The sequence below is a fragment of the Micromonospora taraxaci genome, from assembly GCF_007830095.1.
Lineage (GTDB): Bacteria > Actinomycetota > Actinomycetes > Mycobacteriales > Micromonosporaceae > Micromonospora > Micromonospora taraxaci.
Genome location: NZ_VIWZ01000001.1, coordinates 562,555 through 586,129 on the forward strand (window position 1 = coordinate 562,555; position 23,575 = coordinate 586,129).

A 23,575-nucleotide genomic window follows, 5' to 3' on the forward strand; every position below is an offset into this window, starting at 1 on the left:
CGGCCATCCCCAACCGCCGCCAACCACGACCCTTCCGACGGCGTCGGGTCGGCGGCCCGGTCGACCCAGAGGCCGGGCACCGCACAGGCCGATTCTCACGAGGAGATCCATGTCCATAACCAGGATGCGTCGGGCCGCTGTCGGTCTGACCGTGCTCGCGGTGGCCGCGTTCGGCGCGGTCGCCACCAGCCCTGAGGAAGCCGACGCGCGGCCGAAGCCGGTCGACGTCACCCTGCTGGCCCTCAACGACTTCCACGGCAACCTCGAACCGCCGAGCGGGTCCAGTGGCACCATCGCCGGGCAGACCGCGGGTGGCGTCGAGTACCTGGCCACCCACCTGGCCGAGCTGCGCGCCGCCGCCAAGAAGAAGAACACCATCACGGTCGCCGCCGGTGACCTGATCGGCGCGTCCCCGCTGCTCTCCGCCGCGTTCCACGACGAGCCGACCATCGAGGCGCTGAGCATGGCCGGTCTGGACTACGCGAGCGTCGGCAACCACGAGTTCGACGAGGGCGCGGCCGAGTTGCTGCGAATCCAGAACGGCGGCTGCCACCCGGTAGACGGTTGCGCCGACGGCACCCCATACCGGGGCGCCGGCTTCAAGTACCTGTCCGCGAACGCCTTCAAGACCGCGACCGGCAAGCCGCTGATGGCCCCCTACGCGATCCACAAGGTGCAGGGCGTCAAGGTCGGCTTCATCGGGATGACCCTTGAGGGCACCCCGCAGATCGTCAGCCAGCAGGGCGTCGCCGGCCTCACCTTCGCCGACGAGGCCGACACCGCCAACCGGTACGCCCGTGAGCTGCGCCGCAAGGGCGTGGAGGCGATCGTCGTGCTGCTGCACGAGGGCGGCACCCAGGCGGCGACCGGCGGCATCAACGACTGCGTCGGCATGACCGGGCCCATCGTGGACATCGCCAACCGCATGGACCCGTCGATCGACGTGGTGGTCAGCGGCCACACCCACCAGGCGTACAACTGCAACATCAACGACAAGCTGGTCACCAGCGCCAGCTCGTTCGGTCGCCTCGTCACCGACATCGACCTGAAGATCGACCGTCGGAGTGGTGACATCCTGACCGCCTCCGCGAACAACGTCGTGGTCACCCGGGACGTCGCCAAGGACCCGAAGCAGACCGCGCTGATCAACCGGTACAAGACCGTGCTCGGCCCGGTCGCCGGTCGCCAGGTCGGAGTGACCAGCACCGCTATCACCCGGAGTCAGGAAACCCTCTTCGGTACGAGTCTGGGCGAATCGCCGCTGGGCAACCTGATCGCCGACGCGCAACTCGCCGCCACCGACGACGAAGAGGGCGCGGTCGCCGCGTTCATGAACCCGGGCGGGGTCCGGGCCGACCTCGACGCCGGCCCGGTCACCTACGAGGAGGCGTTCACGGTGCAGCCGTTCGCCAACAACCTGGTGACACTGGACCTGACCGGCGCGCAGCTCTACTGCGTACTGGAGCAGCAGTTCGTCACCGCCCGGACGCTGTACCCGTCGGCCACCGTCGGTTACGTGGTCGACCCGAACGGCACCACCGGCACGACGGCCGACCCGTGCGCCGGCACCCGGGTCGTCCGCGGCAGCCTGACCATCGGCGGCACCGCCGTCGACACCGCCGCCACGTACCGGGTCACCGTGAACAACTTCCTGGCCGGCGGCGGTGACGGGTTCAGCGCCCTCACCGGCGGCACGAACCAGGTCACCGGTCAGATCGACCTGGACGCCTTCGTGGACTACCTGACCGCCCAGTCGCCGGTCTCCGCGCCGACGCTGGACCGGATCCGCACCACCGCCGAGGTCCCCGCCAGCTGACGGTCGACCCCGCGACGTTGGGCCCCGGAGCGAATGCTCCGGGGCCCGACACGTGTCCCGGCCCTGTCTCGTCCGTCTTCCACCCTGCCCCGCGGTGCCCCGCCCCTGCCCGGCCCGTCGTGCCCTGCCCGGCCCTACCCTGCTGCCCTGCTGCCCTGCTGCCCCGCCTGGCCGGCCTGCCCTGCTTTGCCGGCCCCGTCGCTTTCCCCGCCCGGCTGCTCGGCCGCCCGGCCGGCTGCGTGGCCGGCTGCGTGGCCCGCCCCGCCGCATGATCGCGCTCGAACATGGAAGTAGTGGCCTCTGCGCGCGTGGATGCCACTCGATCCAGGATCGAGCGCGATCTTGCCGCGTCCGGGCGGGTCCGCGAACAAGATCCGCGCAACATCGGGGATGTTGCTGCCTCCCGCGCGTCGGAGACAGCAACATCGGGGAAGTTGCGCGGACCTTCGGTGCGGGGTGCGGGGTGCGGGGTGCGTGCAGCGCGCGGGGTGCGGGGTGGCGCGGGCGCAGCGCCCAGGGCGAGGGAGAGGGGTTGTCAGGCGGGGGCGGGCGTGGGGGCGGGGGATGCCGGGGCGGTGGTTGCGAGGCCATCCTGCTCGGTGCTGAGCAGGCGGCGCAGGGACAGCGCGACCAGCGAGGCGACCAGGCAGCCGCCGACCACCGTCGCCACCCAGACCATGCCGTTGGCGGCGCCAATGAGCGGGCCGGCGGTAACCGGGCCGATGACACCGCTAACCCCGAAGATCATCGAACTCATGGCGTTGTATCGGCCGCGTAGCTCGTCGGTGGCCAGTGCGTTGGTCAGCGCGGGCATCACCGGCGAGAGCATCGTCTCGCCGAAGCCGAAGATCGCCGAGCAGGCCACCACGCACAGGGCGGCGAACAGGGCGCTCTCACCGCTGACCAGGCCGCCCGCGCCGAGGACCAACCAGGCGGCGGCGAACACCGCACCCACCACGGCCAGTGCCCGGGTGCGGCTGCGCCCCTCGATCCGGCGGATCACCAGCAGTTGCGCGAGCACGATCATCACGGTGTTCGCCGCGAGCGCCCACGCCACCACCCGGGGGTTCACCTCGACGACCCGCACCGCGTACGCGGCGAAGCCCACCTCGACCTGTGCGTAGCCGCAGGTGGTGAGGATCAAACCGAAGATCACCAGCCGCCGGAACGGGCGGTCCCGGAGCACGGTCAGGTAGCCGCCGGCCGACGGCTCGTCGACGCCCCGAAGGTTGCCGAGTCGGTGGCCCACGCCGGGCAGGGTGAGCAGGATCAGTGCGGGCAGCAGGTAGGTCACCGCGTCCAGCAGGTAGATCACCTGGAAGGTGCCGAGCCTGCCGGTGTCGACGATCGCGCCGGAGGTCATGCCACCGATGCCGATGCCCAGGTTGAGCAGGGCGAAGTTCAGCCCGAAGACGCGTTGCCGCTCATTGTCGTCGGTCAGCGACGCGAGGATGGTGTTCTGCCCGGACCAGATCGCCGAGCTGCCAACCGCGATCACCGTCATCACCGCGAACGCGGAGGCGCTCGAATCAACCAGGGCCAGCGAGCCGGTGCCCACCGCCTCGATCAGCAGGCACGGCAGCACCACCCGGCGCGCCCCGAATCGGTCGATCAGAGTCCCGCCCAGTGGCGACAGTGCCAGGGTGACCGCGCCGTACCAGCCGATCACCAGCCCGGCCCGGGTGTCGGTGAGGCCGCGTACGTCGGTGAGGTAGATGAAGAGGAACGGCAGGGTGAGGCCGCGCCCGATCGCCGACAACAGAGTGCCGACGAGGAGCCGGCGAGCTTCTGGGCGGCGGGGGAGGGCGCGACGCAACATGACCGACATTCTGTTCGTCGGGTGCAACATCGTGCGAACCGTTTACCCAGGCGGCGGCTGTCGGGGTGCTCTGCCATGCTGGCCCGGTGAGCGTGACCTGGCGACACCTGCCCGCATCCGCCCGCGAGATCGCCGGCGCCGCCACCGACGCGGTCGAGGCCGCTAGAGACCAGGACACCGAGGCGTACGAGGTGGCTTCCGGCCGGCTCGCCGTGGCCGAACGCTCGGGGCTGGTGCTCGGCGCGGTGGTGCGGCTGCTGCTGGAGGCGACCCATCCGGACGGGCTGGACGGTGATGACGTGCGGCAGGTGCTGGAGCGGTGCGTTCGGGCGGCGGCCCCCTGGCGACCGGAGGTCGACCCGCACGTCGTGCTGGTCCTGCTGGCCGGGGCGCTCGGCGTGTACGACCCCGGCGAGGACGACTCGCCACCCGGCCCGGCGGCGCTCGCCCGACACGCCCCACTGCTCGTGGCCGACCTGCTGGCGGTGACGGGCCGGCCGCTCGACGGCTACCTGAGCGCGGCGTTCACCGAGATCGAGCGCACCGAGCGGCACGACTGACACGGCGCGGCCGAACGGGCGAGGGTGCCGACCGATCGGAGCTGATCACATCGTTCACCATCGCGGTACTCTCTCACCGCATGATCGACTTGCACGGGGGTGTGTGATGGACAGACGAATAGTGACAGGGCTCGCGGTCGTACCGCTGCTCGCTGGTGTGGGCCTGGTGGGCCCGGCGGCGCCCGCGGTGGCGGCGGCTCCCGCGCCGGTCGCCCGAGCGGCGGCCAGCCCGGCGAACGAGCTCTACGTGAGCGGCGCGAACTGCTCACCGGTCGCCGATGGCAGCGAAGAGGCACCGTACTGCACGATCTCGGCGGCGGCGGCGGTGGCGCAGCCCGGTCAGACGGTGCTGGTGCAGCCCGGCAACTACCCCGAGACGGTCACCTTCACCCGGTCCGGCACGGAGAACGCGCCCATCACCTTCCGCGCGGTGAACGCGTTCAACGGGTGGGTCTACGTGGGCCGGACCAACGGGTCGGACGTCACCGGCACCATCCTGTCCCTCAACCAGGTTCACGACGTGGTCGTGGACGGCTTCGTGTTGTACGGGCACAATGCCAGCGCCTCACCTGCTGTGGTGATCGACGGTTCGTCCCGGGTCACGGTGAACGGGATCGCCGCGCAACAGACGAAGGTGCCGGCAGCGGTACGTGTCAGCGGGGCTTCCCATGACGTGACGATCAGCCGGAACTGGCTGGTAAACCTCAATGACACTGGTCTCCCCACAATCGTTGTCGACGGGACGTCGACCGGCACCAGGGTCGTCGCCAACCAGGTCACGGCGGGGCGGATCCGCGTGACCGACGCGCCCGGCAGCACGGTCACCAACAACACGGTCACCGCGGCCTGCGGATCGGGGATCGACCTCGCGGGCACCTCCACCGACGCGGCCGTCGAGAACAACATCATCAAACCTCTGGATGACCGGGCGATCTCGTGCAAGGTGCCTGTCGTCGACGGCGCCATCTCGGTCTCGGCGGCCTCGCTGCCGGCCGTGGCGGACTACAACCTGATCGATCCCACGGCGGGTGTCGCCCCGTACGCCTGGGCCGGCACCACGCACGCCACAGTGGAGGCGTTCCATGCCGCCACCGGGCAGGGTGGACACGACATCGCCGCCGATCCACTACTGGACCTTCAGCGCGGCGGAATGCGGAGCTTCGTTCCCCTGAAGCCGGGCTCACCGGCGATCGACTCGTCCAACGCGACGGCACGGGGCGTACCGGCAACCGACATGCTGGGCAACGCGCACGCCGACGACCCCGAGGCGGCCAACACCGGCACCGGCAATGGCTACCACGACCGAGGCGCAGTCGAGCGGGTCGTCGGCTTCGACTGGTCCACGCAGCCCTTCCGTCAGACCGTCGGCGGCGGTCCGCTGGACGGGACCTCCCGGAGTATCAGCCGGTCGATCTGGCCGTCCGACGGCCCGGTGGGGACCTTCACCTACAAGTTCAGCGACTCGAAGTTCTACCGGGTGACCCAGTCGCCGGAGGAGACGCACCGGTTCCGCCGCGCGGGCCGGGCCTGCGCCTACGTCCGCACGAACTTTTCCGGCAACCGTGACGCCCCCGGCTCCATCACCAACCTCTGCACGGTTCTGGGGGCGCACTACACGCCGGTGTCACCGACCCGGCTGCTCGACACCCGCAGCGCAGTCGGTGTGGGAACGACCACCCCGATTCCGGCGAACTCCGACGTGGTGTTGCCACTCAGCAGCATCGGCGGAGTCCCCGTCGCGCGGATCAGTGCCGTGGTGTTGAACGTGACGGTGACCGAGCCGACGACGTCGGGCTTCCTGACCGTCTATCCGGACGGTGCGGGAACGCCGAGCGCGTCCAACGTCAACTTCGTGGCCAGGGAGACGGTGCCGAACCTGGTCACCGTTCCGGTGGAGAACGGAAAGATCCGGATCCGCAACAGCAGTGGCGGCACCGTGCACGTGATCGCCGACCTTCAGGGGCAGTACAGCGCCGAGGGCCAAGGGTTCACCGCCCTCAACCCGCAGCGGGCGCTCGACACCCGTACCTCCGGGGGAGCGTTCCCGCCGAACACCACCCGGCAGTTGGACCTTGCCCGGCAGATCCCGGCGGATGCCACCGCCGTCGTCCTTAACGTCACTGTGACCGGGCCGACGACGAGCGGCGTCCTGAAGGTCTTTCCCTCCGGTGACGCGCCGCCGGCCGCCTCGAACCTGAACTTCGTCGCCGGGCAGACCATTCCGAACCTGGTGACCGTCCCGGTGGTGGGAGGCAGGGTCGACATTCACAATGCGAGTTCCGGCAGCACGCACGTCGTGGCGGACGTGGCCGGCTACTTCGGGCCGGACGGTCAGTTGACGTACGTGCCGAACTCCCCGGTTCGCATCACCGACACGCGCGCCGACCCGAACCGGGGAAACCATCCCCTCAATCCGCGCGAGTCGATCACGGCCTATGCCAACTTCGCGGCCGGCTCGAACTGTTCCTGCCCGTTCGTGGCGGCGATGGTGGCGAACCTGACCGTCACCGCTCCGACCACGGCGGGCGTGCTGACCGCCTACCCGACGGACGAGGCGCGACCGTCGGCGTCGAACGTCAACTTCGCCGCCGGGGAGACGGCTTCCAACCTCGCCATCGTCGGGACTGGTGGCGGCACCACGCTCTACAACAACAGCTCAGGCACCACGCATGCCATCGCGGATCAGGCGGGTGTCTTCATCAAGCCGCTGTACTGACGGTTCTGCCACAGCGGGCCACACCCCTCGTCGGGCGTGGCCCGCTGTGGCACAGGCACCGCTTGGCAGTGACGCCGAATTCGATCATCTCTCCTGCAGGGGCGGTTCATGAACGTTCGACGTTGGGCGGAGTTCACGCTCGTACCACTGATTGGCGGCGCGGCCCTGGTGGGCCCCGCGACGCCCGCTGCGGCGGTGCCCGCGCCCGTCGTGGCCGCGCCGGTCACCGGCGCGGCGGCGGCTAGCGGCGAGCTGCATGTTAGCGAGCAATGGTGTCAGAGCAGCGGCGACGGCAGTGAGGAGCGGCCGTTCTGCACAATCTCCGAGGCGGCTTCGGTGGCCGGCCCGGGCCAGACGGTTCTGGTGCACCCGGGGGAGTACCAGGAGAACGTCCGGTTCACCCGTTCCGGCACCGAGTCGGCGCCGATCATCTTCCGCGCGGTCAACGTCAACTGGCAGATGGCGCGGGTGGGCAGGTACAACACCGCGGCGGTCAGCGGGACCATCCTCGACCTCACTGGCGTACACGACGTGACGGTGGAGGGCTTGGTCGTTTTCGGGGCCCCCTACGCCGACGTCGTCACGGTGCGGGATTCCCAGCGAGTCCGCCTCGACAAGCTGACCGTCGAGACCGGCGCCTACGGCCCCAACGGGGTACGGATCAGCGGTGTGTCGAACCGGGTGACGCTGAGCCGTACCTTCGTCTACAACACGCACGGCTCGTCCGTGACCATCGAGCCGGGCGTCACGGACACGACGGTCACCGGGAACCAGCTCGACTACTCCGGACTGGCGGCAGCTGACGCTCCACGGACCACGATCACCGGCAACACCTTCCATGTCGAGTGCCGGCAAGGCATTCAACTGGCCGGGCGTTCACCGGGTGCCTCGATCCGCAACAACATCGTCGTCACGACCCGCCGGCGCCATGTCTGCACCACTCCGGCGGACGCCGTCGGCATCCGGGTGTCCGCCGAGTCGGCGGTGGGCAGCAGTACCGACTACAACCTGTTCGACCCAACCAGCGGTGGGGTTCCCTACAGCTGGGCGGGCACCGATCACCCGACCCTCGCCTCGTTCGTCGCGGCGACCGGGCAGGGCACCCACGACCTCTCGGCCGATCCGAAGATCGCCTGGGTGAGCGGAATGGACCGGGGTTACCTCGAGACCGGGGACGGCTCGCCCGCACGGGACTCGGCTGACGCGAACGCCCCCGGTGGCCTGGACACCGACATGCTCGGCGGGTCGTTCGCCGACGATCCAGCCGTCGTGAACACCGGCACCGGCAGCGGATACCGCGACCGGGGCGCGGTAGAGGCTCGGGGACCGGTCACCCAGGACCCGCTACGCGTCGAGCGCAAGGTCGGCGCAGGCCCGTTCGACGTGGTCGCCCGGTCGGGTGCGCACTCCGCCTGGCCCGTCGAGCGGGAGCGGTCCCAGTACGCCTACTACCTGACCGGTCAGCGGTTCTGGCGGGTCACCGACTCCGCGACCGCCGAGTACACGCTGCGGCGAGCCGGTGACGCCTGCGTGCAGGTGCAGGTGTCCCAGACCGATTTCCGACTGCCCAAGGAGTACGAAGGACCTGTCTGCACCCAGGTTGGCGCGCGCTACGTACCGATCCCCCCGACCCGGGTGCTGGACACCCGGGCACCGATCGGTGTGTCCACCGCCGGGCCGGTGGCGGGCTTCGGAACGATCGAACTGCCGATCGGCATCATCGGCGGCGTCCGGGACACGGACATCAGCGCTGTCGTGCTCAACGTGACGGTGACCCAGCCGACCTCCGCCGGCTTCATCAGTGTCTCTCCGGGCGGCGAATCGAGTGACGCGTCAAGCGTCAACTTCGTCGCCGGGGAAACGGTGCCGAACCAGGTCACCGTGCCGGTCCGCAACGGGTCGGTGATGTTGCGCAACGCCGGCTCGGGAACCGTCCACCTGGTCGCCGACCTCCAGGGCTTCTACGCCGCGACCGGTTCCGGCTTCGCGTCGGTGCCACCGACGCGGGTTCTGGACACGCGGGACAGCGGGGGAGCCCCGATCCCGGCCAAGGGCACCCGAACCCTCGACTTCTCCGGCCGGCTGCCCGCCACCGCGACCGCGGTCGTCCTCTCCGTGACGGTCACCGCACCGACCACCAGCGGTGTGCTCACCGTCTACCCGTACGGCTCGGTGGCACCGGCCGCGTCCAGCCTCAACTTCGTCGCCGGGCAGACCATCCCCAACCTGGTCACCGTTCAGCTGTCGAACGGCGAGATCAACATCTTCAACAACAGCTCCGGCACCACGCACGTGGTCGCGGACCTGGCCGGCTGGTTCAGTCCGGAGGCCACCCAGACGTTCGTACCGATGACACCGAAGCGGATCGTCGACTCCCGGTACAGCGTCGGGCTTCCCGGCCGTACCCCGGCTCCGCTCGCTGCCCGCGAGACCGTCCGGTTCGCACCGTTCCGCAGCGAGGCGATCTGCAACCCGGCCTGCCCCGCCCCGACCGCCCTGCTGGGGAACGTGACAGTCACCGCGCCGACCACACCGGGCGTGCTCACCGTGCACCCGGGCGGCGGGCAGCGCCCCACCGCCTCGAACGTCAACTTCGTCGCCCGCGAGACAGCGTCGAACGCCGCGGTGGTCGCCGTGGGCTCCGGCGTCGACCTCTTCCACAACAGCGGGGGTACGTCGCACGTCATCGTCGACCAGGCGGGCTACTTCATCGCCGCCGCGTCCTGACCTGATCTGTCCGCTCTCAGAGCCACCTACCTTGGGAAAAGCTTGATGAACCGATCTGTACTGGCGCGATTCGCGCTCGTACCACTCACCGTTGGCGCGGGCCTGGTGGTCCCGGCGGTGCCGGCCGCCGCCGCTCCCGCGTCCGTCGCCGCCACCACCGAGTGGTACGTCGACTCGGCCAACTGCTCGAACAACGGCGACGGCAGTGCGTCCAGCCCTTTCTGCACCGTCTCCCGAGCCGCGGACGTCGTCCAGCCTGGACAGACGGTCCTGGTTCGGCCCGGTGACTACCGGGAGTCCGTGGTGATCACCCGTTCGGGGACGGAAGGTGCGCCGATCACCTTCCGGGCCGTGAACGGGCCGGGTCGCAGCACCACCGTCGTCAAGGTGGGCAAGCGACGCGGCGCCAACGGCAGCGAGAGCGCGTTCACTCTTCGCGGCGTCCACGACGTGGTCCTCGATGGCTTCCTGGCGTTCGGTGACGGCACGGCCGAGGCCGTCCTCGTCGACGGTTCGTCCCGCATCACCCTCGACCGGCTTGTCACTTCCGAGTACGACGCCCGGGGTGCGGTCCGGATCACCGGCGCTTCCGCGGACGTGACGGTAAGTCGTGGCGCCTTCCGTCCGGGCAGCGGCCTGGTGGTGGATGCGGGGGTGCGCGGCGCGCTGGTTACCGCGAGCACCTTCACCCAGAGCGGGATCACCGTGCGGGACGCGCCGGGCACGAAGATCGTCGGCAACACGCTGGAGACCGACTGCACCCTCGCCGTGGACGTCACCGGCACGTCGCCGGGGGTGTCGATCCGGAACAACATCCTGGAGACCGCCACCGGCCCGCTCAGTGACGCGGTGGCGTGCGAGGTGCCCTCCGAGGCGACCGCCATCGCCGTCTCCGCCGGCAGCGTCGCGCAGACAGTGGCGGACTACAACCTGATCGAGCCGGCCAGCGGCGGTCCGCTGTACCGGTGGAGTGCCGCCGAGTACACCAGCCTGCCCGAGTTCGTCGCTGCCACCGGTCAGGGCGCGCACGACATCGCCGCCACCCCCTGGCTGCGGTCGACGGACGCGTACGACCGGCCGTACTACGAGATCGCCCCGAACTCACCCGCCGTCGACTCGGCCGATGCCACCGCCGAGGGTGTGTCCCGCACCGACCTGTTGGACAACCCGCACACGGACGACCCGGCGAAGACGAACACCGGCACGGGCTCGGGTTACCACGACCGGGGTGCCGTCGAGGCCCAGGGGCCGGTGACGGTCAAAGAGCTGCCGATCCGGCGGAAGGCGGGCGACACGCACCTCGATGTGACCGCCGAGCTTTCCATCACCACCGCGTGGACGACCGACGGTCCGTTGGGCAAGGTATCGCGCAACTGGAGCGATGAGTCCAACCGTCGGGTGCTCCCGCTCGGGTCGGAGGACCACCGGTTCCCCCGTGCCGGCCGGGTGTGCGAGGCCCACCAGGTCAGCCTCAACGACTTCCGCCAGTTCCGGGAGACCCCGACGACGACCTGCCTGGTGCTGGGTGCCGCCTACACGCCGGTGTCACCGAAGCGGGTGCTCGACACCCGTGCCGGGATCGGTGGGTATCCGACAGTGCCGATCCCGCCGAACCAGGCGGTCACGCTGCCGATCAACCCGCTGAACGGGGTGCCGGAGAAGGACGTCAGCGCCGTGGTGCTGAACGTGACAGCGACCCAGCCGACTTCCGCCGGTTTCCTGCAGGTGTATCCGGAAGGCGAACCAACCAACTCCTCGAGCGTCAACTTTGTCGCCGGCGAGACAGTGCCGAACCTGGCCACCGTGGCGGTGCTGAAGACCAGCGCTGTGGTGATCGTCAACAAGTCCAGCGGAACGGTTCACGTCGTCGCGGATCTGCAGGGGTACTACTCGGCGAGCGGGTCGGGGTTCCGGTCGGTGGCTCCGTCGCGGGTGTTGGACACCCGCAGCGTCGGTGGCTCGTTCGCGCCGAACACGGGCCGGGCGGTGGATCTGTCCGGTCGGATTCCGTCCGGGGTGACGGCGGTGGTGCTGAATGTGACCGTGACGGAGCCGACGACCAGTGGGGTGCTCACCGTTCATCCGTACGGCACGGCGGTGCCGACGGCGTCGAATCTGAACTTCGTGGCGGGGCAGACCATTCCGAACCTGGTGATGGTGCCGGTGGTGAACGGGAAGGTGTCCATCCAGAACGTCAGCTCCGGCCGCACCCACGTGGTGGCCGACCTGTCCGGCTGGTTCGGCGGGGGCGCCACGGACGTCTTCGTGCCGTACGGCCCACGCCGCATCCATGACAGCCGGGGAGCCGCCGGCGAGGGGTGGCCGCAGGCACCCTTCACCTCTTCGGGCGTCCCCGTTTCGTACCTCGATTCGCTCAACAAGACGGGGCCGGTGCCGACGGCGGTGGTGGCGAACCTGACCGTCACCGCGCCGACCAGGGCCGGCGTGCTCACCGCTCACCCGAACGGATCGGTCCAGCCGACCGCGTCGAACGTCAACTACGTCGCCGGTGAGACCGCCTCGAACCACGCCATTGTGGGCGTCGGTGAGGGCGAGAACATCGTGCTGTTCAACAACAGCTCCGGCTACACGCATCTGATCGTCGACCAGGCGGGCTACTTCATCGCCGCCGCGTCCTGACTCCAACGCACCAGTTTCACGGCCGTCCATCGTCTCGGCGATGGACGGCCGTGACGTCCGGTCGGCGTCATACCCATTGAGGTACGCCGCCTCAAGCTCATGATCCGAAAGATCCACCTGGTAGGGAATGGTTGATGAGGACTTTTGTGCTGGCGCGGTTCGCGCTCGTGCCCCTGACCGTCGGCGCGGGCCTGGCGGTCCCGGCGGCGCCCGCGTCGGCGGCACCCGGTGCCCTTGTCGCGCAGGTGCCGGCGGCCGTCGGAGCCGAGTTGCACGTCAGCAACACGAGATGCGGGACGGGCGGTGACGGCAGCCTGACAGCCCCGTTCTGCACCATCTCCGCGGCCGCCGCCGTGGCCGAGCCCGGTCAGACCGTCCTGGTCCACCCGGGAGTCGAATACCGGGAGTCGGTGGTCATCAGCCGCTCGGGGACCGAGGGTGCGCCGATCACCTTCCGGGCGGTGAACGGGCCGGGTGAGGCCGCCACCGTCGTCAAGGTGGGCAAGCGTCGTGGTCCCGGCGGCAACGAGAGCGCCTTCACCGTTCGCGGCGTCCACGACGTGGTCCTCGACGGCTTCCGGGCGGCCGGTGAGGGTACAGCCGAGGCGGTACTCGTCGACGGGTCATCCCGGATCACCCTCGATCGGCTGGTCGTCGCCGAGTACGAGGCCCCGGCCCGGGTCCGGATCACCGGTGGGTCCGCGGAGGTCACAGTGAGTCGTGGCTCCTTCGTGGGCGGAAGCGGTCTGGTGGTGGACCCGGGTGTGCGTGCCGCTCTGATCACCACCAACACCTTCACCGCCAGTGGCATCACGGTGCGGGATGCTCCCGGCACGAAGATCGTCGGCAACACGCTGACGACCAACTGCACCTTCGCCGTGGACGTCACCGGCACCTCGCCGGGCGTGTCGATCCGGAACAACATCGTGGAGACCGCCGGCGGTCCGCTCGATGACGCGCAGCCGTGCAGGTGGCCGGCGCAGGCGACCGCCATCGCCGTCTCCGCCGAAAGCGTTCCGCAGACCGTGGCGGACCACAACCTGATCGAGCCGGCCAGTGGCGGTCCCCTGTACCGCTGGGGTGCCACCGACTACACGAGCCTGCCCGAGTTCGTCGCCGCCACCGGCAACGGCACCCACGACATCGCCGCGAACCCCCGGCTGTCGGCGGTGCCCATGTATGACCGGCCGTACTACGAGATCGCCCCGAACTCGCCGGCGGTCGACTCGGCTGACGCCACCGCCGAGGGCGTCTCCCGTACCGACCTGCTGGACAATCCGCACAGTGACGCCCCGGCGGTGCCCAACACGGGCACCGGGTCGGGCTACCACGACCGGGGTGCGGTCGAGGTGCAGGGCCCGACGACGGTCACCGAGGTTCCGGTCCGGCACAAGCCCGGCGGTAACCCTCTGGACGTGACCGTCGGCCTCTCTGTCACCACCGCCTGGCCCACCGACGGCCCGCTGGGCAAGGTGTCCCGCAGTTGGAGCGACGAGCCGTTCCGCCGGGTCGTTCCGCTCGGGCCGGAGGAGCACCGCTTCCGCCGGGCCGGCGGAGCCTGCGAAACCCATCAGGTGACGTTCACCGACTTCCGGTGGACCTACGGAGCGCCCAAGACCAGCTGCACGGTTGTCGGTGCCGCCTACACGGCCCTGACACCGCAGCGGGTACTGGACACCCGTGCGGCGCTCGGGGTGCCGGGCACCGTGCCGATCCCGGCGGACACCGAGGTCGTGCTGGCGCTGCCGCAGATCAACGGGGTGCCAGCCGCGGACATCAGCGCCGTCGTGCTGAACGTGACCGTCACCGCGCCGACCAGCGCGGGGTTCCTGCGGGTCTACCCGGACGGCACCACCCTGCCGGACGCGTCGACAGTCAACTTCGTACCGGGCGAGACAGTGCCGAACCTGGTCACCGTGCCGATGTCCAACGGCAACGTGCGTATCCGTAACACCGCCAGCGGTACGGTTCACGTCGTCGCGGATCTGCAGGGGTACTACTCGGCGAGCGGGTCGGGGTTCCGGTCGGTGGCTCCGTCGCGGGTGTTGGACACCCGCAGCGTCGGTGGCTCGTTCGCGCCGAACACGGGTCGGGCGGTGGATCTGTCCGGTCGGATTCCGTCCGGGGTGACGGCGGTGGTGCTGAATGTGACCGTGACGGAGCCGACGACCAGTGGGGTGCTCACCGTTCATCCGTACGGCACGGCGGTGCCGACGGCGTCGAATCTGAACTTCGTGGCGGGGCAGACCATTCCGAACCTGGTGATGGTGCCGGTGGTGAACGGGAAGGTGTCCATCCAGAACGTCAGCTCCGGCCGCACCCACGTGGTGGCCGACCTGTCCGGCTGGTTCGGCGGCGGTGCCACGGACGTCTTCGTGCCGTACGGCCCGACCCGGATCTACGACACCCGCGACGGCGAGGGGGCGCTCGGGCCGAACGGCTGGGGTGCGCTGACCGCGCCCTACCTCGACCCGAGGGGCGACAAGTCTGCGCCACAGCCGACGGCGCTGGTGGCGAACCTGACCGTCACCGCACCCACCAGGGCCGGCGTGCTCACCATCCACCCCAACGGACCCGACCGGCCGACCGCGTCGAACGTCAATTACGTCGCCGGTGAGACCGCCTCGAACCACGCCATCGTCGGCGTCGGTGAATACGGGCTCGTCGTGCTGTTCAACAACAGTTCCGGACACACCCACGTGATCATCGACCAGGCGGGACACTTCATCGCCGCCGCGCCCTGACCCGTCGAATACCAGAAGGGCCAGCGTCCGTCGGGTAACGAGACGGCCGGCACGGCAGAGGTAAATATAGGCTGCGGTGAGAATCGTTCGGCTTCCACGGGGGACAGTTGATGAGAAGACACAGTTCAATGCAGCTTGCGGTCGTACCGCTGCTGGCGGGTGTGGGCCTGGTCGGGCCCGCCGGGCCGGCGGTGGCGGCGCCCGCGCCGGCCGCGGCCAGGGCCGCGAGCGCCGGCACCGAGGTGTACGTCAGCCGGTCCAACTGCAAGCCGGCTGGCGACGGCAGTGAGGCCGCGCCCTACTGCACGATCGGCGCCGCTCTGGCGGTCGCCCAGCCGGGTCAGACGGTGCTCGTGCAGCCGGGGGACTACGCGGAGAATGTGACGGTCACGCGGTCGGGCACCGAGTCCGCGCCGATCACCGTGCGTGCGGTCAACACCTCGCGGGGCATCGTTCGTCTCGGTCACTACACGCTCAGCGGTACGCCGCTGACGATCTCTGGCGTGCATGACGTAGTGGTCGAGGGCTTCACGCTCACCGGCCGCGGCGACGCGGTGCCGGCTCTGATCAGCGGGGCCCAGCGGGTCACCGTGGACGGTATCGCCGCTGGCGCCGGCACCCTGCCCGCCGTCCGGGTGACGGGCTCGTCCAGCGCTGTCACGGTCAGCCGGGGCTGGTTCTCCGGCTCCGGCACCGGCGTGGCCGTCGAGGCGGGCGTCACCGGCGCGGTGGTCACGGCCAACACCTTCTTCAAGACCCGGGTCGCCGTGACCGACGCCCCGGGAGCCCGGATCACCGGCAACACCGTGGTGACCGACTGCACGGCCGGGATCGTGCTGGCCGGTGCCTCGACCGGCGCGAGCATCCAGAACAACATCCTGCGTACCGGTTCCGGGCCCGTCCCAGCGCCGGGGGCCTGCGCCGACCCGGCGACCGCACCCGCGATCTCGGTCTCCACCGCCGCCGCCGGCACGACGGCCGACTACAACCTGGTCGACCCGGCCAGCGGCGGGGCTGTCTACCGCTGGAGCGACACCGATCACGCCGACCTGGCGTCGTTCCAGGCGGCGACCGGTCAGGGCGGTCACGACATCCTGGCTTCGGTCCTGCTGGGCGAGCAGTTGGGCACCGAGCGCGGCTGGTTCCCGTTGACCGCCGCGTCGCCGGCGGTCGACTCCGCCGACGCGACGGCACCCGGGGTCGCCCGCACCGACCTGCTGGACAACGCACACGCCGACGCACCGACCGTGGCCAACACCGGCACTGGCAATGGGTATCACGACCGGGGCGCTGTCGAACTCCAGGGTGGCCGGACGGTGAGCGGGTACGGGGTCCAGAGCAAGCCCGGCGGTTCTTCGCTGGACTACACCTCACCCCTGACGGTCAATCACGCGTGGCCCACCGATGGCCCGGTGGGCAAGGTGGCCCGCATCTTCACCAACGATCGGTTCTACCGGGTGGGCCCGATCGTGCCCGTCGATCGCCAACTCCAGCGCGCCGGTTCCGCTTGTGTGGACAACGACGTCCGGTTCGACAACTTCCGGGTGCTCCCGCCGTTCGTGCCCGAGCCGTTGGGTGGAGACTGCGCGGTCCTCGGCGCGATGTTCACTCCGGTGGCACCGACCCGTCTGCTGGACACCCGCTCCGCCGTCGGGATCAGCACCACCGTTCCCATCGCGGCCAACTCGGAGATCGTTCTGCCGGTCATGTCGATCAATGGCGTCTCGGCCTCGAACATCACGGCGGTGGTCCTCAATGTGACGGCCACCCAGCCGGCCAGCGCCGGATACCTCAGCGTCTACCCCGACGGGACGACGACTCCCCAGGGGTCGAGCGTCAACTTCGTTCCCGGCGAGACCGTGCCGAACCAGGTCACGGTGCCCATGTCCAACGGCAACCTGCGCATCCGTAACAACGCCGGCGGAACGGTGCACGTCGTCGTCGACCTGCAGGGCTTCTACTCCGGTTTCGGTGACGGCTTCAAGCCGCTGGCGCCGACCCGCGTGCTGGACACTCGGGCCAACGGAGGCGCGCCGGTCCCCGCGAACAGCTACCGGGTGCTGGATCTCTCCGGGCGGGTGCCGTCGGGTGCCAAGGCCGTCGTGCTGAACGTGACGGCCACCCAGCCGACGGCGAACGGGCTTCTCACCGTGTACCCGGCCGGTTCGTCCGTGCCGACGGCGTCCAACCTGAACTTCGTCACCGGCCAGACCATCCCCAACCTGGTGACGGTGCCGGTGGTGAACGGCCGGCTCGTCATCCAGAACGTCAGCTCCGGCACCACCCACGTGCTCGCGGACCTGGCCGGTTGGTACGGCACCGGAGCCACCGACGGCTTCGTCCCGTACGGCCCCCGGCGAATCCTCGACACCCGGTCCGGGAACGGCGGGAGCAGGCTGGCGTCGTTCTCGTCGCTCAACCTTCTGGTGCCCTACCTCGACCCGAACGGCAACGACACGACGCCGAAGCCGACCGCGCTGGTCGCCAACCTGACGGTCACCGGGCCGACCGCAGCGGGTGTCCTCACCGCACAGCCCAAGGGTGAGGCGCCGTCCGCCGCCTCGAACGTGAACTTCGTGGCCGGGGAGACGGCGTCGAACGCCGCGGTGGTGCGAGTGGGTGCCAACGGTTCCGTGACGTTGACCAACAACAGCGGTGGCAGCACGGATGTGGTCGTCGACCAGGCGGGCCACTTCATCGCCGCCAACCCGTGACCGAACCGATCCGGAGCCGGCACCACGTGATGGTGCCGGCTCCGGCCGTTCCGGCGACGGTGACCGATCGACTGACGTGACCGGCCGGGCGATGCCGGTAGTCTCCGTCCTGATCATGATCGACATAAGACGGGGATGGTCCATGGGTGGTCGCTGGTTCGCCGGGTTCCTGGTCGTACCCCTTGTCCTGGGTGCCGGAGGCCTGGCCGGGCCGGCGGCGCATGCTGCGGTGCCTGCTCATGCCGCAGGGCCCGCTCGTGCCGCAGTGCCCGTGACCACCCAGCCGGCCGCCCAAGCCGTCCTGCCGGCCGAGCTGTCCGTGGACCAGAACCGCTGCTCCGCCAGCGGTGGCACCGGCAGCAGCAACGACCCGTTCTGCACGATCTCCGCGGCGGCGGCCGTCGTCCAACCGGGACAGACCGTCCTCGTCGAGCCGGGGCACTACGAGGAGGTGCTGACGATGACGCGTTCCGGTACGCCCGAGGCACCGATCACGTTCCGCGCCTCGGCGGTCCGGGGAGACGTGCGCATCGGCAAGGTCCGATCCATGGCGGGGCCGACCACCGGCAGCGTCATCATCGTCGCCGGCGTGCACGACGTGGCCCTGCGGGACTTCGTGGTGGAGGGCGTGAGCGGAGCGCCGGCGGTGACGGTGGACGGCTCGACCCGGGTCACCATCGACGGCAACGGCATACGGGGTGCTGCAGCGTCCGAGGGTGTGCGGATCACCGGTGGATCCCGCGACGTCACGGTCAGCCGCCAATGGTTCCTGATCGGCGGCGGGCCCGTGGTGGCCGTCGGGGCCGACACCCTCAACGCGGTCGTCGTCGGCAACCAGGGCTACAGCCGTGCCGGGATGGTCGTCACCGACGCCCCGGACACCGTGGTCACCGGCAACACCATCATCACCACCTGTGGGAAGGGGGTCGACGTGGCCGGCGACTCGCCGGGCGCGAGCATCCGCAACAACATCATCGCGACGGCGGGCAGCGTCAGGCAGGCCTGCGCCGATCCGGCCGCCGCCGCCGCGATCACCGTGGCCGCCGGGTCGACCGCTCGCAGCGTCGTTGACCACAACCTGATCGATCCGGTCAGTGGCGGCCCGTTCTACGTGTGGGGCGGCACCGCCCACACCATCCGGGACAGCTTCGTCGCGGCCACCGGCCAGGGTGTCAACGACCTGACGACAAACCCGGGGATCGACATCGTCGACATCAACTACTGGCGGAGCTGGATCACGCTCCGGCCGGGATCTCCCGCCATCGACTCGGCGGACGGCTCCGCCCCAGGTGCCCTGCCGAGTGACATCCTGGGCAACCCGTACAGCGACGACCCGGCGGCCGCCAACACCGGCACGGGCAGTGGTTACCGGGACCGCGGCGCCTGGGAGCGCCAGGGGACGTTGGACCCCGGTGCGATCGATATCCGGCGGGCGGCTGGTGGCGCTCCATTGGACACGGTGGCGACCATCACCCCGAGCCACAGTTGGCCGGTCGAGCGTGAAGAGGGCCGGTACGCGTTCCGGTTCGGCGACCAGACCGCCCCGCGCATCAGCGACGTGCCCCGAGTCAGCTACACGTACCGCCGGGCGGGGGTGGCCTGCGTCGACTACTACGTCAGCCCGAACGGATTCCGCCGTGTGAACGGCGGCGTCGGGCGCACTGATCAGGCCTGCACGGTGACCGGCTCGCACTACACGGCGGTCGCGCCGACGCGGCTGCTGGACACCCGCGCTGCCCTCGGCATTCCGACCACGGCGCCGGTCGCCGCCGGCGGCCGGGTGACCCTCGACCTGCCCCAGGTGGGTGGCGTTCCAGCCGCCGACATCAGCTCGATCGTCCTGAACGTCACCGTCACCGGCCCCACCACCGCCGGGTTCGTGAAGGTCTACCCCGACGCCGGCACGCCCACCACCACGTCGAGCGTCAACTTCGTGGCCAAGGAGACCGTGCCGAATCTGGTCACCGTGCCGGTGCGCGACGGCCGGATCTACCTGGAGAACGCCAGCGGGGGCACGGTCCACCTGGTCGCCGATCTCCAGGGCTACTACAGCGCCCACGGCTCGGGCTTCGCGCCACTCGCACCGACGCGGGTGTTGGACACCCGCTCGGCAGCTCCGGTCGCCCCGAACGCCGACCTGCGCGTCGACCTCTCCGGCGTCCTCCCCGCCGACGCGACCGCCGCGATCCTCAACGTCACGGTCACCCAGCCGACGACCGCCGGGGTGCTCACCGTCTACCCGGACGGTACGCCGGTGCCGGTGGCGTCCAACCTGAACTTCGTGGCCGGGCAGACGATCCCCAACCTGGTCACCGTGCGGGTCGTGGGCGGCAAGGTGGCGATCCGCAACGTCAGCTCCGGCACCACCCACGTCGTCGCCGACCTGGCCGGCTACTTCGGCTCCGCGGCCTCCGGCGCGACGCAGACCTACGTGCCGTACGGGCCGTTCCGGATCGCCGACAGCCGCACCGGCAACGGCCTGATCGATCGCGCCGCCGGCCCACTGGAGAAGCAGGCGGTGGCGAGCGTCGAGCCCTGGTACTACAAGGCGTTCGACGGCGGCGGATGCGGGTCGGACTGCCCCGCCCCCACCGCGTTCGTGGCCAACCTGACCGTCACTGCTCCGACCACCGCCGGCCTTCTCACAGCCTTCCCCTCGTGGACGGCGCCGCCCACCGCCTCGAACGTCAACTTCGTCGCCGGCGAGACGGCCTCGAACCTCGCGGTGATCAAGACCCGCGAGGCGAGGATCTCCCTGTACAACAACAGTTCCGGCAGCAGTCACGTGCTCGTCGACCAGGCGGGCTACTTCATCCCCGCCGCCTGAGCCCGCGCCGCCCCTCGCCCGCGACGGGCGAGGGGCGGTCGCCCTCACGCCGTCCGCTCGGCCACCACCTCCAAGTACTCGGCCGGAATCCGCACCGTTCCGTCGGTGGCCCGGTTGTGCGTACGGGCCAGCTGCACCAGGTCGGCGTGCAGCTCGGCGCGTCGCTCCTCGGGCAGCGCCTCGAACGCCTTCAACGTCGGGCCGTAGTTGCCCCTGAAGAAGAGAGCGAACTCCTCCGGCGTGCCGAAGCGGAAGACGAACTCCCGGCGTACCGCTCGCAGGTCGCCCACGGACCCGCCGAGCAACTCGCGGACCCGGCCCTCGTCGCCCCACTGCACCGGCGGGCGCAGCCCTGCCGGTGGCGGCACGTGCCGCCCAACCGTGCGGAACAACTCGCCGATGAATCCCTGCGGCGTCCACGACGCCAGGGCCACCGTGCCGCCCGGCCGGCAGACCCGGACCAGCTCGGCCGCCGCCCGCTCCTGGCTCGGAGCGAACATCACGCCGACGACGGAGAGCACCGCGTCGAAGGCTCCGTCGACGTACGCCAGGCGTTCGGCGTCCCCGGTCACGAACGTGACCGGGAGGCGCTCCGCCTCGGCCCGCGCCTGACCCCGGGCCAACAGTTCGGGTACGTAGTCGACGCCGGTCACGACGCAGCCGCAGCGGGCGGCGGCGATGGCGGCGTTGCCGGTGCCGGTCGCCACGTCCAGCACCCGCGCGCCGGCGGACAGGTCGGCCTCCGTCACCAGCAACTCGGAGATCGGGTGGATGAGCGCGGCGACAGCGCCGTAGTCGCCGCTGGCCCAGGTCACCTGCTGGCGTGCCTTCACGGCGGTGAGGTCGAGTGCGGTGGTCATCAGTGGTCTCCCTTGGGCGGCTCGTCGTGCCACCGACGCTAGGCGTGGCAGCACCTCCAGGGATCGGTAGAAACACCTATATTGGTGGCACAAAGCCCGAGCGGATCCTGCGGAACGCCGCCCGTCACGGCTTTCCGACGCGTCGTCGCGGCGGCTCGCCGACGGGGTGTCCGTCTCCCGACTTGGAGGGCCGCCGGTAGGGGTGTCGACCGCCACGATCCGACCGTCTGACGACCACCGTCTGCGTCAGGGGAGGGCATTGAGTGCCTGCCGTAGGAGCGGCCTTAGGTTTCGGGGATGTTGGCCTTGGCGCTGAGCGCCGGGGTGATCCGGTCGTCGAGGTAGGCCTTGCATTCGACGCGGGACCAGGATTGCAGGGTGCTCGCGTCGTTTGCTGCCTTCTCGCTGCCTCGGAATGAGCGATGAGCCCTGGAAACGAATCAAGGCCCCTCGGTGGAGGGGCCTTGACCTGCTGTTACCTCTGGTCGGGGTGGCCGGATTCGAACCGACGACCTCTTCGTCCCGAACGAAGCGCGCTACCAAGCTGCGCCACACCCCGAGGCGTGCCGACAAATAGTAGCCCACCCGGTCCGATGGTCAAACTCGGTACCCCCGCCACCCGGCGCACCCCGCCACAGCGCGGCGCCCAAGATCCGCACACTATCGCCGATGTTGCTGCCTCAGAACGCGCCGAGGCAGCAACATCCCCGATGTTGCGCGGATCTTGACCCGGCAAGCGCGGCCGACGGGCGCGCCCGATGGGCCTGGTGTGGGTCAGCGGGGGATGAGGGTCAGGATGCTGGCCTCCGGGGGGCAGGCGAAGCGGACCGGGGCGGTGGGGTGGGTGCCCAGGCCGGCGGAGACGTGCAGCCAGGAGTCCGATCCCGGCCACCGGTGCAGACCGCGCGCCATCGAGCGGGGCAGGCCGCAGTTGGTCACCAGCGCCCCGTAGCCCGGTACGCAGACCTGACCGCCGTGGGTGTGCCCGGCCAGCAGCAGCCCGAAGCCGTCCGCCGCCATCTGGTCGAGCACCCGTGGTTCGGGGGAGTGCGTCACCGCGATGGACAGGTCGGCCGAGGACGAGACCGCGCCGGACACGGCGGGGTAGTCGTCCCGTTCGATGTGGGGATCGTCAACGCCGACCAGGTCGAGCTGCCGACCGCCGGCCTTCAGCATGGTCCGGGCGTTGTTGAGGTCGACCCAACCGGCGCCGGTGAAGACCTGGCGAAGCTCCTCGTAGGGCAGCTCGACGCCCTCGGTGTACTCCCGGTCGGGCAGGAAGTAGGTGAACGGGTTCTTCAACACCGGGCCGGTGTAGTCGTTGGAGCCGAAGACGAACGCGCCGGGGAAGTCCAGCAGTGGCTGGAGGGCCCGCAGCACCCCGGGGACCGCCCCCGGGTGGGCCATGTTGTCGCCGGTCACCACCACCAGGTCGGGGTCCAGGGCGGCCAGCGACGCCACCCAGCGCTGCTTGCGCGCCTGGTCGGGCATCATGTGCAGGTCGGACAGGTGCAGCACACGCAGCGGTTCGGCGTCGGCCGGAAGCACCGGCACGTCGTACCGCCGCAGTGTGAACATGTTGCGCTCGATGAGCGACGCGTACGCGAGGGTGGCCGCGCCGACCGTGGCGGTTCCGGCGGCAAGCCGGAATAGTGTGCGCTTTCGCATGGCGTTCAGGGTAGTTTGACCGTCCATGAGCACGCTGAAGGACCGCCTCACCGCCGACATGCGTTCCGCGCTCAAGGCGCGCGACGAGCTGACCACCTCCACGCTGCGGATGGCCCTGGCCGCCGTCGGCAACGCCGAGGTCGCCGGCAAGGCCAAGCGCGACCTCACCGACGACGAGGTGCTCGCGGTGCTGACCAAGGAGGCCAAGAAGCGTCGGGAGGCCGCCACCGCGTTCGCCGACGCCGGCCGCGCCGAGCAGGCCGCGAAGGAGACCGCCGAGGGGGAGGTGCTGGACCGCTACCTGCCCAAGCAGCTCCCGGACGCCGAGCTGGCCGGGCTGGTGTCGGGGGCGCTCGCCGCGGGCGGCTTCACCGGTAAGAACCAGATGGGCCCGGCGATGAAGGCGGCCCAGGCCGCGGTGGCGGGCCGGGCCGAGGGGGGCCGGGTGGCCGCGGAGGTACGCCGACAGCTCGGTCTCTGACCC

General features: G+C 70.3%; 12 protein-coding genes and 1 tRNA gene. 9 read left to right on the plus strand and 4 right to left on the minus strand.

All coding sequences use genetic code 11. From position 1 onward, the window contains the following. Positions 1–109: 109 nt before the first annotated feature. On the plus strand, positions 110–1,816 hold the full coding sequence (locus FHU34_RS02755) for a bifunctional metallophosphatase/5'-nucleotidase (RefSeq protein ID WP_145778540.1): 1,707 nt from the start codon (positions 110–112) through the stop codon (positions 1,814–1,816). Positions 1,817–2,351: 535 nt separating this feature from the next. Here FHU34_RS02755 and FHU34_RS02760 read toward each other — a convergent pair. After that, the gene (locus FHU34_RS02760; protein WP_145778541.1) at positions 2,352–3,635 is read right to left on the minus strand and encodes an MFS transporter; all 1,284 of its coding nucleotides are present in this window, start codon (positions 3,633–3,635) and stop codon (positions 2,352–2,354) included. 86 nt (positions 3,636–3,721) lie between these two features. Here FHU34_RS02760 and FHU34_RS02765 point away from each other — a divergent pair, with 86 nt between their 5' ends. The 7 genes from FHU34_RS02765 (at position 3,722) to FHU34_RS02795 (ending at position 20,563) form a co-directional block, all read left to right on the plus strand. Next, complete coding sequence (locus tag FHU34_RS02765; protein WP_244311529.1) at positions 3,722–4,195, plus strand: hypothetical protein; 474 nt, start codon at positions 3,722–3,724, stop codon at positions 4,193–4,195. A 106-nt stretch (positions 4,196–4,301) separates the two neighbouring features. Beyond that, positions 4,302–6,911, plus strand: a complete 2,610-nt coding sequence (locus tag FHU34_RS02770) for a DUF1565 domain-containing protein (RefSeq protein ID WP_145778543.1) — start codon at positions 4,302–4,304, stop codon at positions 6,909–6,911. Between the two features lie 108 nt (positions 6,912–7,019). Beyond that, the gene (locus FHU34_RS02775) at positions 7,020–9,638 is read left to right on the plus strand and encodes a right-handed parallel beta-helix repeat-containing protein (protein WP_145778544.1); all 2,619 of its coding nucleotides are present in this window, start codon (positions 7,020–7,022) and stop codon (positions 9,636–9,638) included. A gap of 45 nt (positions 9,639–9,683) precedes the next feature. Then, complete coding sequence (locus FHU34_RS02780; protein WP_145778545.1) at positions 9,684–12,278, plus strand: right-handed parallel beta-helix repeat-containing protein; 2,595 nt, start codon at positions 9,684–9,686, stop codon at positions 12,276–12,278. A gap of 134 nt (positions 12,279–12,412) precedes the next feature. Then, positions 12,413–15,022: a right-handed parallel beta-helix repeat-containing protein gene (locus tag FHU34_RS02785; protein WP_145778546.1), complete on the plus strand. Its 2,610-nt coding sequence runs from the start codon at positions 12,413–12,415 to the stop codon at positions 15,020–15,022. Between the two features lie 128 nt (positions 15,023–15,150). After that, positions 15,151–17,736: a NosD domain-containing protein gene (locus tag FHU34_RS02790; protein ID WP_167524750.1), complete on the plus strand. Its 2,586-nt coding sequence runs from the start codon at positions 15,151–15,153 to the stop codon at positions 17,734–17,736. Positions 17,737–17,878: 142 nt separating this feature from the next. Continuing rightward, on the plus strand, positions 17,879–20,563 hold the full coding sequence (locus FHU34_RS02795) for a right-handed parallel beta-helix repeat-containing protein (RefSeq protein WP_167524751.1): 2,685 nt from the start codon (positions 17,879–17,881) through the stop codon (positions 20,561–20,563). Positions 20,564–20,607: 44 nt separating this feature from the next. On the opposite strand, the gene FHU34_RS02800 is transcribed toward FHU34_RS02795, so the two are convergent. From FHU34_RS02800 to FHU34_RS02810, 3 genes are all read right to left on the minus strand, one after another. Next, positions 20,608–21,423 (minus strand): class I SAM-dependent methyltransferase, encoded by an 816-nt coding sequence (locus FHU34_RS02800; protein WP_145778549.1) that lies wholly within the window; start codon positions 21,421–21,423, stop codon positions 20,608–20,610. A gap of 482 nt (positions 21,424–21,905) precedes the next feature. Further along, a tRNA-Pro gene (locus FHU34_RS02805) sits at positions 21,906–21,982 on the minus strand. A 215-nt stretch (positions 21,983–22,197) separates the two neighbouring features. After that, positions 22,198–23,091, minus strand: a complete 894-nt coding sequence (locus FHU34_RS02810) for a metallophosphoesterase (RefSeq protein ID WP_145778550.1) — start codon at positions 23,089–23,091, stop codon at positions 22,198–22,200. Positions 23,092–23,116: 25 nt separating this feature from the next. On the opposite strand from FHU34_RS02810, the gene FHU34_RS02815 reads away from it, so the two are divergent. Further along, positions 23,117–23,572 carry a GatB/YqeY domain-containing protein gene (locus tag FHU34_RS02815; RefSeq protein WP_145778551.1) on the plus strand — a complete coding sequence of 152 codons (456 nt, stop codon included), beginning with the start codon at positions 23,117–23,119 and terminating at the stop codon, positions 23,570–23,572. Positions 23,573–23,575 lie beyond the last annotated feature (3 nt).

Excerpts from the sequence above, each read along its gene's own strand:
- FHU34_RS02755 (WP_145778540.1), top strand. The coding sequence starts at position 110 with ATGTCCATAACCAGGATGCGTCGGGCCGCTGTCGGTCTGACCGTGCTC.
- FHU34_RS02785 (WP_145778546.1), top strand. The coding sequence starts at position 12,413 with ATGAGGACTTTTGTGCTGGCGCGGTTCGCGCTCGTGCCCCTGACCGTC.
- FHU34_RS02775 (WP_145778544.1), top strand. The coding sequence starts at position 7,020 with ATGAACGTTCGACGTTGGGCGGAGTTCACGCTCGTACCACTGATTGGC.
- FHU34_RS02810 (WP_145778550.1), bottom strand. The coding sequence starts at position 23,091 with ATGCGAAAGCGCACACTATTCCGGCTTGCCGCCGGAACCGCCACGGTC.
- FHU34_RS02800 (WP_145778549.1), bottom strand. The coding sequence starts at position 21,423 with ATGACCACCGCACTCGACCTCACCGCCGTGAAGGCACGCCAGCAGGTG.
- FHU34_RS02790 (WP_167524750.1), top strand. The coding sequence starts at position 15,151 with ATGCAGCTTGCGGTCGTACCGCTGCTGGCGGGTGTGGGCCTGGTCGGG.
- FHU34_RS02815 (WP_145778551.1), top strand. The coding sequence starts at position 23,117 with ATGAGCACGCTGAAGGACCGCCTCACCGCCGACATGCGTTCCGCGCTC.
- FHU34_RS02760 (WP_145778541.1), bottom strand. The coding sequence starts at position 3,635 with ATGTTGCGTCGCGCCCTCCCCCGCCGCCCAGAAGCTCGCCGGCTCCTC.
- FHU34_RS02770 (WP_145778543.1), top strand. The coding sequence starts at position 4,302 with ATGGACAGACGAATAGTGACAGGGCTCGCGGTCGTACCGCTGCTCGCT.
- FHU34_RS02780 (WP_145778545.1), top strand. The coding sequence starts at position 9,684 with ATGAACCGATCTGTACTGGCGCGATTCGCGCTCGTACCACTCACCGTT.
- FHU34_RS02795 (WP_167524751.1), top strand. The coding sequence starts at position 17,879 with ATGGGTGGTCGCTGGTTCGCCGGGTTCCTGGTCGTACCCCTTGTCCTG.